The 15,808-nt window shown below is 63.7% G+C and carries 11 protein-coding genes; 4 read left to right on the top strand and 7 right to left on the bottom strand.

Annotation, left to right across the window (positions count from 1 at the left end; genetic code table 11):
- Together AAC023_RS10660 and AAC023_RS10655 are read right to left on the bottom strand one after the other, a co-directional pair.
- On the bottom strand, positions 1-1,643 hold a 1,643-nt coding region (locus AAC023_RS10660; protein ID WP_339741029.1), incomplete at its 3' end, for a pitrilysin family protein.
- Between the two features lie 88 nt (positions 1,644-1,731).
- Complete coding sequence (locus tag AAC023_RS10655) at positions 1,732-3,591, bottom strand: dipeptide ABC transporter ATP-binding protein (RefSeq protein ID WP_339741027.1); 1,860 nt, start codon at positions 3,589-3,591, stop codon at positions 1,732-1,734.
- 343 nt (positions 3,592-3,934) lie between these two features.
- On the opposite strand from AAC023_RS10655, the gene AAC023_RS10650 reads away from it, so the two are divergent.
- Entirely contained in the window at positions 3,935-7,369 is a 3,435-nt protein-coding gene (locus AAC023_RS10650) for a PAS domain-containing protein (RefSeq protein ID WP_339741025.1), read from the top strand.
- 3 nt (positions 7,370-7,372) lie between these two features.
- Here AAC023_RS10650 and AAC023_RS10645 read toward each other — a convergent pair whose 3' ends face one another.
- The 3 genes from AAC023_RS10645 to AAC023_RS10635 are packed head-to-tail and all read right to left on the bottom strand — an operon-like array spanning position 7,373 to position 10,727.
- Positions 7,373-8,611 (bottom strand): ABC transporter permease, encoded by a 1,239-nt coding sequence (locus AAC023_RS10645; protein WP_339741023.1) that lies wholly within the window; start codon positions 8,609-8,611, stop codon positions 7,373-7,375.
- Positions 8,608-9,288: an ABC transporter ATP-binding protein gene (locus AAC023_RS10640; RefSeq protein ID WP_339741021.1), complete on the bottom strand. Its 681-nt coding sequence runs from the start codon at positions 9,286-9,288 to the stop codon at positions 8,608-8,610. Before AAC023_RS10640 ends, AAC023_RS10645 begins: the two co-directional genes overlap by 4 nt.
- On the bottom strand, positions 9,285-10,727 hold the full coding sequence (locus tag AAC023_RS10635) for an efflux RND transporter periplasmic adaptor subunit (RefSeq protein ID WP_339741018.1): 1,443 nt from the start codon (positions 10,725-10,727) through the stop codon (positions 9,285-9,287). Before AAC023_RS10635 ends, AAC023_RS10640 begins: the two co-directional genes overlap by 4 nt.
- 114 nt (positions 10,728-10,841) lie before the next feature.
- Here AAC023_RS10635 and AAC023_RS10630 point away from each other — a divergent pair, with 114 nt between their 5' ends.
- The 3 genes from AAC023_RS10630 (at position 10,842) to AAC023_RS10620 (ending at position 13,451) form a co-directional block, all read left to right on the top strand.
- Complete coding sequence (locus tag AAC023_RS10630; RefSeq protein ID WP_339741016.1) at positions 10,842-11,237, top strand: hypothetical protein; 396 nt, start codon at positions 10,842-10,844, stop codon at positions 11,235-11,237.
- A gap of 106 nt (positions 11,238-11,343) precedes the next feature.
- Positions 11,344-11,610 carry a FeoA family protein gene (locus AAC023_RS10625; protein WP_339741014.1) on the top strand — a complete coding sequence of 89 codons (267 nt, stop codon included), beginning with the start codon at positions 11,344-11,346 and terminating at the stop codon, positions 11,608-11,610.
- Complete coding sequence (locus tag AAC023_RS10620; protein ID WP_339741012.1) at positions 11,607-13,451, top strand: ferrous iron transporter B; 1,845 nt, start codon at positions 11,607-11,609, stop codon at positions 13,449-13,451. The genes AAC023_RS10625 and AAC023_RS10620 overlap by 4 nt, the downstream gene beginning before the upstream one ends.
- Here the strand turns inward: AAC023_RS10620 and AAC023_RS10615 are convergent.
- Both AAC023_RS10615 and AAC023_RS10610 read right to left on the bottom strand, forming a co-directional pair.
- Entirely contained in the window at positions 13,448-15,199 is a 1,752-nt protein-coding gene (locus tag AAC023_RS10615) for a pyridoxal-dependent decarboxylase (protein WP_339741009.1), read from the bottom strand. The two genes, AAC023_RS10620 and AAC023_RS10615, sit on opposite strands and share 4 nt — an antisense overlap.
- A 92-nt stretch (positions 15,200-15,291) precedes the next feature.
- On the bottom strand, positions 15,292-15,808 hold a 517-nt coding region (locus AAC023_RS10610; protein ID WP_339741007.1), incomplete at its 5' end, for a DUF1697 domain-containing protein.

Genomic DNA, 15,808 nt, shown 5'->3' with positions numbered 1-15,808 from the left:
AAATCAGTCTGTTTCAGTGTCACGGCGACGCCGTTTTCAAACTGCAGGCGGACCAGGCCGAGATCCTCGACGACTGTGCGTTCGGCGACGGTGCCGGCCGGACCGAAATCGGTATAGGCAAAGCTCTGCTCGCCGCTGTCTTCGGGAGCATCGACAGGCTCGGCCGCGCTGGCCTCCCAGACAGCCCGGATACTGGCTTCAGGATCAGCGATCACTTCCGACGTCGCGAGGAAAAGCAGGGGCGCACCGCTCCATTGCGCATTCCAGGCGTCGTTGACGGCTTCGAGCGTGATGCGATCGGCGCTGGCATCGAAACGGGCCAGACCGGAAGCCGGGGTGGTGAATACCTGGCCACCGCGCCAGCTCGACCAGATCGCATCCGACAATTCACCACTATCGCGGGTGCCGGCCTGGTCGGCCGAGTTCTGCAGACTGGTACGGAAATTGGCCAATTGCTCGTCGAGCTCGGCCTGGGTGAAACCGTATTGCGTGGCGCGGCGCAATTCCTGCTCGATCACCTCAACCGCCTCGGCCCAGCGTTCCGGGGTTGCGACCGCGAGCACGCTGGCCTCATCGGCCAATTCATAGCTCGATGAGTGACTGGCTCCGGCCTGCAGCAGGGGCGAGACACCGGAATTGACGATAGTGCGCAGACGGCGCGACAGGATGGCATCGCCGAAACTGGCGAGATTATCGTTGAAACGGCTCTGCGCGGTATCAATTTCAGGCTGATAGGGCCGGATCGCATTGACGGTGAAGATCGTGAAGACCTCCGGGTCATTGAAATAACCGACCGAGAAGGGACGCGCCTCGAGCACGCTGCCCAGATCCGGATCGGGACGGGCGTCCTCGCGTGCCTGCCAGTCACCAAAAATCTCGCGGATTTTCGCCTCGATCTCATCAGGATCGATCGAACCGACGACGACGACCATGCCGCGCTGCGGCACGTAGAAATTCTCGTAATAATCAACGAAGCGGTCGCGCGGGACCGTCTCGAGAATCTCGACCGTGCCGATCGGATCGCGCTCCGGGATCAAGGTGCCGGGCAGCTGGAAATACTGTAGCGCCGTGCTCCAGCGCCGGATCGCCGTATTACGGAAGCGTTCCTCGGACAGGATGACACCGCGTTCGCGATCAATCGCTTCGGGATCGAAGACCAGCTCGCTGGCGGTCTCGCGCATGATGAAGAGCGCCGTGTCGATCGACTCGGCATCAGCCTCGGGCAGATCGAGCTGATAGCCGACAGTGTCAAAACCAGTGAAGGCGTTGGTATCGGGACCGAATTGCAGGCCATGACGCTCGAGCAGCGGGATCATCTCGCCTTCGGCGACATTGGTCGAGCCATTGAAAGCCATGTGCTCGATGAAATGCGCCACGCCACGCTGGTCATCAGCTTCGCCCAGCGAGCCCATATTGAACACCATCCGCACCGACGCGACATTGGGTGGAGTCTCATTGGCCAGGATCGCATAGCGCAGGCCATTCTCGAGCCGGCCATAGCGCACGGCGGGATCGGCAGCGAGATCGCTGGCATCCTGGGGCCAGACCACATCGCTCGCGCGGTCAGCCGGCTGGCAACTCGCGAGTATCAGCCCGGCAAGCACGGGCAGGAGGGCGAGCCTGAGAAGGACCTTGAGCGACATGATGTTCACCGTTTCAGCTTTGAGTGCGGGCGCACCATAGCGTGCAGCGCGTCCCGGTCGAATAAAATGACGGTAAGGCCGCGCGCAATCAGACCGCGATCTGCTCGACCGGGTCATGCTCGGCGACCCAATGGCCCGGCTCGACCTCGATCAATTGCGGCTGGTATTGCTCGGCATCGGGATCGTCGATCAGTTTCGACTGCATGAAGCGCAATTGCGCCCGCGTATCCATTGGCGAGGGCAATTCACCGTCGAGCTTCAGGCGCTTGCGGGTCTTCTCGATCAGCGGGTCCGGGACAGGCACAGCGGAAATCAGCGCCTGGGTATAGGGATGGCGCGCATCCTCATAGATCTGGTCGCGATCCGCCATCTCCACGATGCGGCCGAGATAGAGCACCATCACCCGATGCGAAATCTCGCGCACCACAGACAGATCGTGCGAGATGAAGATCATCGACAGGTCGAGATCCTGTTGCAGCTTGATCAGCAGTTCGACGATCTGGGCCTGGATCGATACGTCGAGCGCGGAGACGGCCTCATCGCAGATCACCAGTTTGGGATTGAGGATCATGGCGCGGGCAATACCGACGCGCTGGTTCTGGCCGCCGGACAATTCGTGCGGATAGCGATTGATCATATTCCGGTCGAGACCGACCCGGTCCATGATTTCGCGCACGGCATCCTGGCGCTGTTCGCGATTCATATCCTTGCGGAAGGTCTGCATCGGTTCGGCGATCGAGGCGCCGATCGTCATGCGCGGATCGAGCGAGGCCATCGGGTCCTGGAACACGATCTGCAGGTCTTCGCGCGAATTGCGCATTTCCTTGCGGCTCAGTCCGAGCAGATCGCGGCCAATCCAGGTGACCGCCCCTTCCTGGGCCGGCACCAGGCGCAGGACCGCGCGCGCCAGGGTCGACTTGCCACAGCCGGATTCGCCGACCACACCCAGTGTTTCGCCGGCCTTGAGGTCAAAGCTGACGCCATCAACTGCGCGCAAAGTCTTGTAGGTCGGGCGCAATCCGCCACTGACCCGAATCGGAAACTGGACCTTGATGTCATCAACGCTCATCAGCGGCTCGGCGCCTTCCTGCTCGACCACGGGCTTGAGCTGGACATGGCCCGGCCGGTCCGGCGCGTCGATACGCGGCATCGCGTCGAGCAGCATGCGTGTGTACTCATGCTTGGGATTGGCAAAAATGTCTTCGCAGACGCCGCCTTCGACATATTCGCCATAGCGCATCACTTCGACCCGGTCGGCCATCCGCGCGACAACACCCATATCATGGGTGACGAAGGCCAGGGCCGCGCCGGTGTCGCGCTTGAGCTCGTCCATGATGTCGAGCACTTCGGCCTGGACCGTCACGTCGAGCGCCGTGGTTGGCTCGTCGCAGATCAGCAGGTCGGGTTCACACAGCATCGACATCGCGATCATCACGCGCTGACGCATGCCGCCGGACAATTCGTGCGGATACTGGCTCAAACGGCGGTGGGCTTCAGGAATGCGGACCCGGTCCAGCCATTCGAGTGATCGCTGCTCGGCTTTCTTGCCGTGCAGTTTGAGGTGAATGCCCAGCACTTCGCCCATCTGGTCGCCGATCCGCATATGCGGCGTCAGCGAGGTCAATGGGTCCTGAAAGATCATGGTCATCTTGCGGCCACGCACGCGATTGAGCTTGTGCGGTGGAAGGCCGAGAATTTCCTGTCCACGGTAACGGATCGATCCGGTCGCGCGGCCATTCGAAGCGAGCAGGCCCATCGCGGCCAGGAAGGTCTGGCTCTTGCCCGATCCGGACTCGCCCACCACTGCCAGGCATTCGCCGGCGGCAATCTCCAGCGAGATCCCCCTCACCGCATTGACTGCGCCATCGGGCGTATCGAACCGAACATCCAGGTTTTCCACCTGCAGGATCGGTGGCGCACCGGCCGGCTTCTCTCCGCTATGCAACACAATCAAACTCCTCACACACGGAATTGGGGCCGCAAAGCATATCGCCGATATCGCGTAAGACCAGCACGCGCATCATCAAACGCTGCGGTCATATCAAATGAGACCGCTTGCCTATCACGCCGATCACCGTAAACCGCTTATCCGGTGTTGTCCGCAGCCAGATCTGCCAGGCCTTCGCACAACACCCGGCTTCGCGCGCCCGGGACAGCAAACCGCAAGGCGCAGGGCCGGACGATTTTGGTGCGGCTGGGTTGTCCGTACTTGGAGCTGTCCGCGAACGGGGGCAAGCTCTGCGCCGGACAGGACCGCCCTGCGGACAGGGGCCGGGATAGAAGCGGGATGTATGACTAATTCGAAAGACATGCTCCGAACGCTCTATCGCAGTTCACCGGCGGCGATCATCGTGATCGACAATGCACGCCAGCTGACGGCCCTCAACCCCGCTGCGGAACAATTGTTCGGCCATCAGGAAGCCGAGCTGATCGGCACCTCGGCCCAGACGCTCCATGCCGACCCGCGCGAATTCGATCAACTCGGACAGACGCATTTCAGTCGCGCTGCTGCCGAGACCACTTGCTCCTATACGGCGCGTTACCGGTCGAAGTCGGGCCGCGTATTCGATGGCGAGACCGTGGCCAGCGCAGTCATTTCAGCCAGCGGCGAACGCGATGGCCATGTCTGCATCATTCGGGATGTGACCGCCGAACTGTCCCTGCAGGCCAAGCTCGAGGCCAGCGATATCCAGCTGCGCGTCGCCCTGTCCTCGGCCAATGAGGGCACATTCTCGCTCAATCTCGTCTCGGGCCTGGGGTCGACGCGTGGCTTCATCAATGAATTTCTCGGCATCAAATCGGCTGATGCGACGATCAGCCTGACCCGCTGGACCGAGGCCCTGCACGAAGCCGACCGGGCTGAATTTCTCGACGCCATCGACCGGCTGCGAACACAGCCGACGGCGGGGCTGGAGTCGGTGTACCGGGCGCGCCGCACCGACGGCGTCTGGCGCTGGCTCGAGACCCGTGGACGGGTCAGCGAATTCGCCCGTGACGGCACGCCTCTGCGCATTTCGGGCATCATCGCCGATGTGACCGAGCGCCGGGCGCTGGAAGTCAAACTCGCCGAACGCGAACAACAATTGGAGAATGCGATCGCGGCGGGTTCCGCCGGTATCTGGGAGATCGACCCGGCAAACCCCGACGTCGTCGTCATCGGCCCGATCCGGGAGATGCTCGGCGTGCCGGATGAGCTGGAGAAGATTGATCGGGAAACCTGGCTCAGCCAGATTCATCCCGACCACCGCGAGGCCTTCACGACGGCGACGAACCGGCTACTGAGCGGTGAGACCAATTCCCTCGATATCGAATACCGGCTGCGCGACGCCCGCTCCGGACAATGGATCTGGCTGCGGGCCAGCGGTCAGCGGATCCAGCAGGACAAACACCGCCCTATTGTCGCCGGCGTCCTGACCGACATCACCGAACAGAAAGCATTGGCCGAACGCCTCACCCGCAATGAGCATATGGTTCGAGAGGCGATGGCATCGGTGAGGGATGGGGTGTGGAGCGCCGATCTGAAGCGCGAAACCGTCCGCATTTCGGGCTTCCTTGTCGACCTGCTGAAAATCGGCACGCCCAATGAGGAAATGCCGATCAAAGACTGGCTGGCATCACGCCTGTTCGCGGACAGCCACCGCGGTGCCGAACGCCTGGTGAATCTGAAGCAGACACCCATGACCGGCGACAAGCCTGGTGAAATCAACACGGTTGAGTACCGGATGGTCAATGATGACGGCGAAGTCACCTGGGTCCGCAGCCGCGGCCGCGTGATCGAATGGGATGAGAATGGCAAACCGCTCCGGGCAGCGGGCACGCATTCCGACATCACCGAGGAAAAACGTCTTCAGACCGAACTGGAACGTCGTGATATCCAGTTTCGCGACGCTTTGGCGGCGACGAATGAGGGCGCCTGGCGGATCAATCTGAAAACCCGGATATCCGACGTCACGGCAGTCATCAGTGAAATGGTCGGCCTGCCGCCGCGCGATGCCCGCATTGCCCGCGACGAGCTGATATCGCGCATCCATCCCGAGGACCGCCCCATCGCCGAGGCAGCCTTTGCGAGCCTTATTTCGGGCGGGGCGGAGACGGTGGATTACACGGTCCGATTCCACTCCCAGAAAGCAGGCTGGATCCATATCCACAGCCGCGGCCGCGTCAGCGCGCGCGATCCGCAGGGCAACCCCCTGATCGTGTCCGGCTTTCTCTCCGATGTCACGGAAAGGCTGGAAACCAGCCAACGCCTGCAGGAACGCGAAGATCAATTGACGGACGCTATCCGGGCGACGGCGCTGGGCATATTCCGTATCGATATCGACCGCTCGGAGCTCTGGGTCCGCGGCAATGTGGCCGAGGAGTTGTTCGGAAGCGGCGCCGAAGCCCGCATCCCGACCCAAGCCTGGCTCGACAAGGTTCATCCGGACGATCTGGAAACGGTCACCAATGTCACGACCGCGATGTTCCGCGGCACCGACCCTGTCGCCGTGATTGATTATCGGATGCGAAGCCGCGAGGGCCAATGGATCTGGTATCAGGTAAGCGGCCGGGTCGTGGAGGCAGACGATAAGGGCCGGGTTCGCAATATCAGCGGCGTGATCTGGAATATCGACCCGCAGAAACGGCTCAATGATGCCCTGCTCGAGGAACGCCAGCGCTATGAGGCGATCTATCGGGCGACGCCGGCGATGATGCACACCATCAATGCCGACGGGACCATCCGCGAGGTGAGTGATTTCTGGCTGTCCTCCCTGGGCTATAGCCGGGAGGAGGTTGTCGGGCACAAGTCGACCGAATTCCTCGACCCGGAATCCTGTCAGCGCGCAGTCGAATCCTCCTTGCCGGAACTCTTCCAGAGCGGTCGCAATACGGACATTCCCTACCGCTTTGTTCGCAAGGACGGCACCAGGCTGGATGTGCTGCTCTCATCCTTCCTCGAGCGCAACCCGGCTGGCGAGCCGCTGCAAAGCTATGCCGTCATCACCGACGTCACGCCACTGCGCGCCGCCTATGCCCAGCTCGAGCGCACCAATGCCGAACTCGACCGGTTTGCAACCGTAGCCAGCCATGACTTGCAGGAACCGCTGCGCAAAGTCGCGGCCTTCGCCGGTCTGCTCCGGCGACGCTATACCGGCCAGCTCGACGAGGAAGGCCGTCGCAGCCTCGATTATCTCGTTGATGCCGCACAACGCATGCAGCGCCTGATCGACGATTTGCTGGCCTATTCACGCATGTCGAGCCAGGCGCTCAGACTTCAGCCGGTCGATCTGGCCGCCCTCATGGCCGACGTTGTCGATCAGCTCGGCGCCGCAATTTCGGAATCCGGCGCGCAACTCGATATCGCCGCCCTGCCCACCGTCCGGGCCGACCCGCTGCTGATGCGGCAGGTGCTGCAGAACCTGGTCAGCAATGCGATCAAATATCGCGGCACCGAGACGCCACGCATCGAGATCCGGGCGCATTGCGACCCCGAGGCGTGGACCGTTTCGGTCACGGATAATGGTATCGGCATCGACCCGAAATTCTTCGAAAAGATTTTTGCGCCTTTCCAGCGCCTGCACTCCCGCGAAGCCTATAGCGGCACCGGCATCGGCCTCGCCATCGTGCGGCAGGCCGTCGAGCGGCATAATGGCCGGATCTGGGTGGAATCGGCAGAAAGGCAAGGTTCGAGATTCTGCTTCTCGATTCCGACCCATTACCGACCCGACGACAACAGGGCCGCCTGAGCCCTACTCGAAGCGCAGCGCCTCGATCGGGTTGAGCCGCGCGGCGCGATGAGCCGGGTAGAGGCCGAAGAAGACACCGACAAAGGCCGAAGCCCCGATCGCGATCGCGACAATGCCCGGATTGACCGAGATTTCGAGCTCACCAACATTGGCATAGGCAATCGTGCCGCCAATGCCGACGACAAGCCCGACGACGCCGCCCGTGACGCATAGCACGATGCTCTCGATGAGGAATTGATTACGGATATCGCTGGCGCGGGCGCCAACCGCAAGCCGCAGGCCGATCTCGCGCGTGCGCTCGGTGACCGAGACCAGCATGATATTCATGATCCCGATACCGCCGACCAGCAGCACGATCGCCGCCCCGACCGCAAGCAGAAGGCCGAGCTGGCTTTCGGTCTCATTGCGGGCGCGGATGAATTCGGCGAGGCTGGAGACATTGAAATCATCGTCAGCACCGGGCTGGACATCGCGCCGGACGCGCATCAGATCCTGGATGTCGGCGATGACGCGACCGGTGGATTCGCCGGCACCGACCTCGACATAAATCGTCTGAACCGGGTCGCGCACTGTGGGTGATGTTCCGGCCCCGAAGCGCTGCCGCACCGTGGAGAGCGGCAGGAAGATGATGTCGTCCTGGTCAGACCCATAGGAGGTCTGCCCCTTGGCAGCGACCGTGCCGACGATCGAGAATTGCTGCCCGCCAATTCGCACGGACTGGCCCACCGGACTGGCACCGTCGAAGAGTTCATTGACGATGGTCTGGCCGACCACGGCCAGACGGCGCGCCGATTGTTCTTCCTCAACGGAGAAGGCGCGACCTTCCTCGATGACCCATTCGCGAACTTCGAAATAGGCCGGATTGACGCCGGAGATCCGCGTCGACCAGTTGACGCCGCCGAATACCGCACTCAATCCAAATGCGCTGACTTCGCCGGACACGCCGCCAATACCGGCGACCTGGTCGCGGATCGCTTCGGCGTCGGCATCTGTCACCGGCGTTCCGCTGCCCTCGGCACCGCGGCGGCCACCGAACATCGAGGCCCCGGGGCGGACGATCAGAAGATTGGCCCCGAAACTGGCTATCTGGGCCTCAACGGCCTGTTTGGTTCCTTCGCTGATCGAGACCAGCACAATCACCGAGGCGACACCGATAATCACGCCGAGCATGGCGAGCGAGGAGCGCAGGGCATTGATCCGCAGGGCGGTCAGTGCGACCCGGATCGAGGCGAGCAAATTCATGTGCGGTCCTCCAGCACCTGGCCATCGCGGAATACAATCTGGCGGCGGGCGTGATCAGCGACTTCCTGCTCATGGGTCACCAGTATGATGGTGATGCCTTCGCGATTGAGTTGGTCAAAGATCGCCATGATGTCTTCGGACGTCTTGCTGTCGAGCGCGCCCGTGGGCTCATCGGCCAGCAGGATTTCAGGGTCATTGACCAGCGCGCGGGCGATGGCGACGCGTTGTTGCTGGCCGCCGGACAATTGAGACGGATGGTGATCGGTGCGTTCGCCGAGACCAAGTTGCTCGAGGCGCCGCAGCGCGCGCTGGCGCCGCTCGGCATGCGGCACACCGCCATAGACCAGCGGCAGGGCGACATTTTCCACGGCTGACGTGCGTGGCAGAAGATTGAATTGCTGGAAAACGAAGCCGATCGTGCGATTGCGAAACCGGGCCACCGCTTCGGGCCCCAGCGTGCCGAGATCCTCACCGGCGACGCGCAACAGGCCGGAGGTCGGCCGGTCGAGGGCGCCGAGCAGATTCATGAAGGTCGACTTGCCCGATCCGGAACTGCCCATGATGGCGACATATTCACCCGCCTCGATGGTCAGGGAGACACCATCAAGGGCGCGGATCGTCATATCGCCCATGGAATAGGTCTTCACCAGGTCCCGGCATTCAATCAGCGCCGTCATTCGCGCACCTCGCGGGCACGTGTGACCGCCAGATCGCCCTCGGCAAGGTCACCGGACACGACTTCGGTATGCTGACTGTCGGAAATACCCAGGCGCACGCGGCGCTCGACCAGCATGCCATCCGCTTCCTGGACCCAGACGGTGGCGGCACGGGTATTGGCCGCTTCGCGGGCCAGCGCCCGGTAGCGCTGCATCTGCTCGGGGGTCAGCACGGCCTGCAGCCCGCGATCAATCTCGGCCTGCAAGGCTTCGCGATCAAAGCCACCGCCGGCCTGGGCGGCAGCCTGGGCACGCCCGAAGGCGCTGCGGAAGACGGTGCCGGCGCTTTCAGCCTGCTCCGGGGTGAGGTCGAGCTGTTGCGTCAGACGGTCGGCAGGATTGCCGCGGCCGCCACCCTCGCCGCCCCGGCGCGGAGCACCCTCTGGCGCTGCTTCGACGGGCCGTGTCAGGCCCTCAAGGGCGGGCGATGGCCGGAAGCGCAGCGCTGCATTGGAGACGCGCAACACGCCATCACGCTCGCCGGTGACGATATCCATATTGGCGGTCATGCCAGGCAGAAGACGCTGGCCGGGATTGGCCGCCGTGATCACCACCGTATAGGTGACGACATTGTTCAGCGCGGTCGGCGACAGGCGTATCTGATCGACCAGACCGGTCAATTGCATGTCGGGATAGGCATCAACGGTAAAATTCACCGGCTGGCCTTCGGCAATCTGGCCGATATCCGCCTCATCGACCTGGGCATCGATCTGCACCTGGCCGAGATCCTGGGCGATGGTGAACAGGACCGGCGCCGACAGGCTGGCAGCCACGGTCTGGCCTTCATCGACGGCGCGATCGACAACGATACCATTGATCGGCGAACGGATCGTGGTGCGCTCCAGATCAATGCGCGCGCCTTCCAGCGTCGCGTCGCGCTGGCGCAGGACGGCTTCCGCATTGGCAATCTGGGCCTGGGCGACGGCGACATCGGCCAGCGCCGCATCCAGCGCAGCACGGGCATTGTCGAGCGCCGCCGCGGAGGCATTGCCGCGCTCGCTCAGGGTCTCGGTGCGATCAAAAGTCAGCTGGGCATTATAGGTATTGGCGCGCACGCGCGTCAGCGTCGCACGCTGCAGCGCCAGGCTGGCAAGCGCCGTGGCGCGCGAGGCTTCCGCTTCGCGGACCCGCGTCTCATAGGTTTGCGGATCCAGCCGGGCGATGACCTGGCCTTCCTCGACGCTATCATTGAAATCAACCAGGACTTCGGCAAGCTGGCCGGAGAGTTGGGAACCCACCTCGACGGTCACCAGAGCGCGCACGGCACCGGACGCCGCGACGATACTGCGGACCTCGCCCGTCGTCGTGGCCGCGGTCTCGATCTGGACCGGACCGGCACTGCCTTCAGCGCGCCCCAGAAACCACCAGCCGGCCACGGCCAGTACAAGCACGGCCATCATGGCCATAATCCAATTCTTATTTTTCAACATGCCTGCCTCTTGGCCTGTGCGCGAGAACGCGCCGCGCTGACTGACTTCTACTGCCTCAACGTGGCAGCGCCCGGATTCCGTCCCATGAACAACATCTCGTTGCGGTGTAGCGTGATGTTCGCGCAAAGGCTATCAGGTTGCAGCGAGGCAAGGGGCCGGATTGTGGATATTCAACAACTGCTTGAGATGCCGGGGATCGCAGGCCTGTTGGAGCTCGCTCCGGTGGTCGGTGGGGCCATCTGGGCGCTGCTGACGGCGCTGCTCTGGCGCAATGGATTCGGTGACCTGTTCGAGCGCTTCACACGATCGCGCTGGAGCACGGCGCAGCGCGCGGCCACCGTGTTGATGATCCCGGGCCGGGCCCTGCTTCTGACTCTCGCGGCCGGCCTCGGCGCCGGGCTGACGACGCTGGGCCTGCTGATCAATCTTGCCGTCCTCCTCAATCTCTGGCGGGCGGGCAAGCTCCTTATCGCCGGCTGAGCCGGTGGAGGGCAGCCGGTGCAGGCATGGTCAGTTTGTCACGCCAGCTGCAGGGTGACATGGCCCGAACTGGGCCTTATGTGTAAGCTTCCCAGCTGATAACGACTTGCAAACGCAAGCAGCCGCGACAGGACCGGATGTGACGCTCGACCAACTCGAAAAGGGCCAGATTTGCCACGTGACCGGCTTTATTCCGGGCTGCGAGGATCTGGTCATCAAATTGCGTGAGATTGGCTTTGCTGAATCCGACGAGGTCGAATTAATGCATCGCGGCCCGCTCGGCGCCCAGCCTCTCTGCTTTCGCCTCAACCGCACCCTGATTGCCCTGCGCAGTGATGAAGCCCGCGTCATCGAAGTGGACGCCCTGGCATGAGCCGCTTGCGTATCGCGCTGGTCGGCGCGCCCAATTCGGGCAAATCCACCCTGTTCAACGGGCTGACCGGCGGCCGCGCCAAGGTCGCCAATTATTCCGGCGTCACGGTGGAAACCCGCACCGGCTGGCTGCAGACACCGGGCGGCACCGAGATTGACCTGATCGATCTGCCGGGCATTTACGGCCTCAAGGCGCGCTCGACCGATGAGCGCATCGCCATCGATCTGTTGTGCAATGGCCGCGATGGCGAAACCCCGCCCGACGGCATTCTGGTTCTGATCGACGCAGCGCATCTTCGCACCCATCTGCACACCGTGCTGCAGATGCGTGCCATTGGCCGGCCGATGATCGTCGTGCTCAACATGATCGACCTGGCCGAGCGCGACGGGCTCAAGATCGATGTCGAACGCCTGCAGACCGAGCTCGGCGTCCCTGTCGTGACCTCGCGCGCCACCCGCGCTGCCGGCCGCGCCGACCTTCTGGCCTGCCTCGATGCCGAGACCGCCGGCTGGCAGGCGCGCAATGCCGCGGCCGAAAACACCGTCTGCACCACCGATATCGACCTGACCGCCCTGCAACGCGAAGCCCGCGGTATCGCCAACAAGGCGATCCTGTTCGAACCGGCAATGAATCGACTCACCCGCCAGGTCGATAATTTCGTCCTCCACCCGGTTGCCGGACCGCTGATCCTCTCGGCCCTGCTCTTCTTCATGTTCCAGGCCGTCTATTCCTGGTCGGGGCCCTTCATGGACGGTCTCGAGGCCGGCGCGGCGGCGCTGGGCGATCTGGCCGGACGCGTCCTGCCCGCCGGCTGGTTCCATGACCTGATCGTGGACGGCATCATCGCCGGCGTCGGCAGCGTCGTCGTCTTCCTGCCGCAGATCGTGATTCTCTTCCTCTTCATCCTGGCGCTGGAGGCCTCGGGCTATATGGCCCGCGCCGCCGTGCTGATGGACGAGCTGATGCTGCGCGTCGGGCTCAATGGCCGCGCCTTCATCCCGCTATTGTCGAGCTTTGCCTGCGCCATTCCCGGCATCATGTCGGCGCGCACGATCGATAATGAACGCGACCGGCTGACCACGATCATGGTGGCGCCGCTGATGACCTGTTCGGCACGCCTGCCGGTCTACACCCTGATCATCGCCGCCTTCATCCCGCCCGATGCCGTCGGCCCCTTCAACCTGCAGGGCATTGTCATGTTCGGCCTCTACCTCACCGGCGTTGTCAGTGCCGTGACGGTGGCTTTCGTGCTCAAGCGCACCGTGACCAAGGGGTCCAACCAGGTCCTGATCATGGAATTGCCGACCTATAAACTGCCCAATCCGCGCGATTTCTTCCTCTCGCTCTGGGGCCATGTCTCGGCCTTCCTCCGCCGCGCCGGCACCATCATCCTGACGACCTCGATCATCCTGTGGTTCCTCGCCAGCTATCCCTCATCGGCCGCGACCCTGCGCGACAGCTATGCCGGCATGATCGGCTCGGTGCTGGAGAAGATCCTCGCCCCGATCGGCTTCAATCTCGAGATTGCCATCGCGCTGGTGCCCGGCATGGCGGCGCGCGAAGTCGCTGTCGGGGCGCTGGGCACGGTCTACGCCATCCAGGGCGGCGAGGAGAATGTCGAAGGCCTGGCTGCGGCGCTGCAGGGCGCCTGGTCGCTGCCAACCGCGCTCGCCTTCCTCGCCTGGTATGTCTTCGCCCCGCAATGCTTCGCCACCCTGGCGACGGCGCGGCGCGAGACCAATTCCTGGGCCTGGACCGGCTTCATGTTCACCTATCTGATGACGCTGGCCTATATCGCTGCCGGCGCCACTTTCCACATCGCGAGCTGGGCCGGGCTTTAGGGCACCAGATGACCCTGCAGCGTGTCGATGAAGGCGGGCAGCAAAGCCCGCTCGACATCGGGATTGCTCCAGAACGGGTTCATGAAGACACAGCGCAGCAGAACCAGCTGATCGCTGTCATATGCCCCGCCCCATGACGCCACATGCGCCCGCATCAGCGCGTCATAGCTTTCCGCCGCCATCACCGTGCGTGACACCGAAAACGCCGGATCAGCCTGCAGGCGCGTGAAGACCGCGCCGGTGCGCTGGTTGGATTGCGACAGGGCCTCGCCGGGGCGGGCCAGCGAGAAACAGAGAATATTGCTGTCGGCCGGCAGGAAGCGGGCGCTCGGTATCGCGGCAGCGATGGCAGACTGAAACGCCATCCGCGTCTCGATCGTGCTGCGCAACATGTCGCCAAAGCGCTCCGGCCCGAAACCGATCGAGCGCCCGGTCAGCCAGGTCGCGGCGGCACCGGATGCGGTACGCGAGCCTTCCAGCGTGCAGGCCCATTTATCATTGGTCGCGGCGCGGTCGATATAGGGCGCCTGGAAGGATGAGGCGACATAGCCGCGGACATCGCGGGTCAGGAAGGCGCCGCAGGCATAGGGGACATAGCCCAGCTTGTGGGGGTCGAGCGTCACCGAGTCGGCGCGCGCGATCGCCCCCAGCGCCCGCACCCGGCCCGGCTCGAGGCATTGCTCCGCCGCACCGCCCAGCATCGAGCAGAAGAAGCCGCCATAGGCCGCATCGACATGATGCCAGATATCAATGCCCTCGGCGCGCAGGCCATCGAGCCGGTCACACACCCCGTCAACCGGGTCGATCTCGCCGGCCTCGGTCGTGCCGGCAACCGAGACGATGGCCAGGACCGGGCGCCCCTGATCGCGCGCCCGGGCGATCAGCGCATCCAGCCCGGCGAGATCGAAGCGGCCCTGGGCATCGAGCGGTGCATTCCAGAACGCCTCCTCACCGAGGCCGAATACATTCGCGGCCTTGCGCCAGGAGAAATGCTTGTTGCCCGGCGTGATCAGGACCGGGCCGCGCCAGGGCCGGCCGGTGGCGCGCATCAGGCGTTCGCCATAGTCGAACGGATTGCCCAGCACGCCGCTGCAGCCGCGCAGTTCCGCCTCGATGGCGCCGCTTTCAGCACGCCGGGCCTCGAAGGCGTCCCAGCCGATATGCGCGGCCTCGAAAGCCTTGAAGCGCTCGCCGCGGCTCTCATAGCCGTGCAGGGCGAGCGAGAGACAATGATCCATCCGGTAGCGCGCGCGCCACACCGCCTCGAAATTGGCCACCGTGCCGCCACCGGTGAAATGCCCCTGCGCCAGCGCCGGATCATAACCGACCATTCCGGCGAGCATGGCGATCGCTTCATCCTCGATCACGCCGCCAACCCGCGCCACATCGCGCGAGGTATTATTGGGATTGTGCAAGAGGGTGGCGAAATGCCCGAGCAGGGCCGGCAGCGAGACCTCCGAGACCATGTGACCGACATAGCGCGGTGTGAAGGTCGGCACTTCGGCGCACAGTTTCTCGCGCAGCACCCGCACCGCCTGGCCGAGGCGCTCGCGTTCACGCAGGAATTCAGGCGACAGGCGGCGTTCCGGCGAGATCGCCTCGGGGTCATCGCTGAACAGCGAGCGGCGCCAGTCAAACCAGTGATCGAGGATCGCCTGGAACTCGCCGCGCACCCAGGCCGAGTTCTCGGATTTGGGGCCGAGGAAATAGGCGTCGCTGGCAAAGCGGGATTCGATTGGGCTGGACATCGCGGCCTCCTGCAGGAATGCCTATCAAGTCCGGCGCTTGATAAATATCAATGATTAATTCTGCGGCAAACGCGCGCAGGTTTTCCGCCCGTTCACGCCAGCGCCCCGGCCATCTCCACCAGCTTGGCGACGGTATTCATATTGCGCGCCGTGCCGGCTTTCGCGGCCGGAATGACCAGTTTCGACTGACCCATCCCCCCCGGATAATGGACATAAATCTCGCGCACGCCGGGACGGATCTCCTCATCGGCCCGGTGCCTGAGCCCGTCCAGCTCGCCGGGCGCGCCATCCAGGAAGATCGCGACGGTGCGATTGCCCGGCTGGTCAGGGAAGGGATTGGCCGCAAGCACGGCGCGCATCTCGTCGGCCGTGCGCACCATCACCGCAACCGGCTTGCCGGCCCAGGCGAGCAGCGCCGCCTCGAGACCGGCCTTCACCGCCGCCGCATCCTGATCACTGGTGAAGACGACATTGCCCGAGGCGATCCAGGTTTTCACCTGGCCATGGCCAAGCGCCTCACACATGGCGACGAGCTCCCCCATCGGCAATTTTCCGGTGCCGCCAACATTGACGGCCCGCAGCAGGGCGATGAAGGCGGTCATGGCGGGG

The organism is uncultured Maricaulis sp., assembly GCF_963976135.1.
Classification (GTDB): domain Bacteria; phylum Pseudomonadota; class Alphaproteobacteria; order Caulobacterales; family Maricaulaceae; genus Maricaulis.
Note: the sequence above shows the minus strand (reverse complement) of the source record. Positions and strands in the feature narration are given on the sequence as shown.

What these genes read in the sequence shown, in the direction of transcription:
- AAC023_RS10640 (WP_339741021.1), bottom strand. Translation starts at nt 9,288, where the DNA reads ATGACGGCGCTGATTGAATGCCGGGACCTGGTGAAGACCTATTCCATG.
- AAC023_RS10635 (WP_339741018.1), bottom strand. Translation starts at nt 10,727, where the DNA reads ATGATGGCCGTGCTTGTACTGGCCGTGGCCGGCTGGTGGTTTCTGGGG.
- AAC023_RS10650 (WP_339741025.1), top strand. Translation starts at nt 3,935, where the DNA reads ATGACTAATTCGAAAGACATGCTCCGAACGCTCTATCGCAGTTCACCG.
- AAC023_RS10620 (WP_339741012.1), top strand. Translation starts at nt 11,607, where the DNA reads ATGAGCCGCTTGCGTATCGCGCTGGTCGGCGCGCCCAATTCGGGCAAA.
- AAC023_RS10615 (WP_339741009.1), bottom strand. Translation starts at nt 15,199, where the DNA reads ATGTCCAGCCCAATCGAATCCCGCTTTGCCAGCGACGCCTATTTCCTC.
- AAC023_RS10645 (WP_339741023.1), bottom strand. Translation starts at nt 8,611, where the DNA reads ATGAATTTGCTCGCCTCGATCCGGGTCGCACTGACCGCCCTGCGGATC.
- AAC023_RS10630 (WP_339741016.1), top strand. Translation starts at nt 10,842, where the DNA reads ATGAACAACATCTCGTTGCGGTGTAGCGTGATGTTCGCGCAAAGGCTA.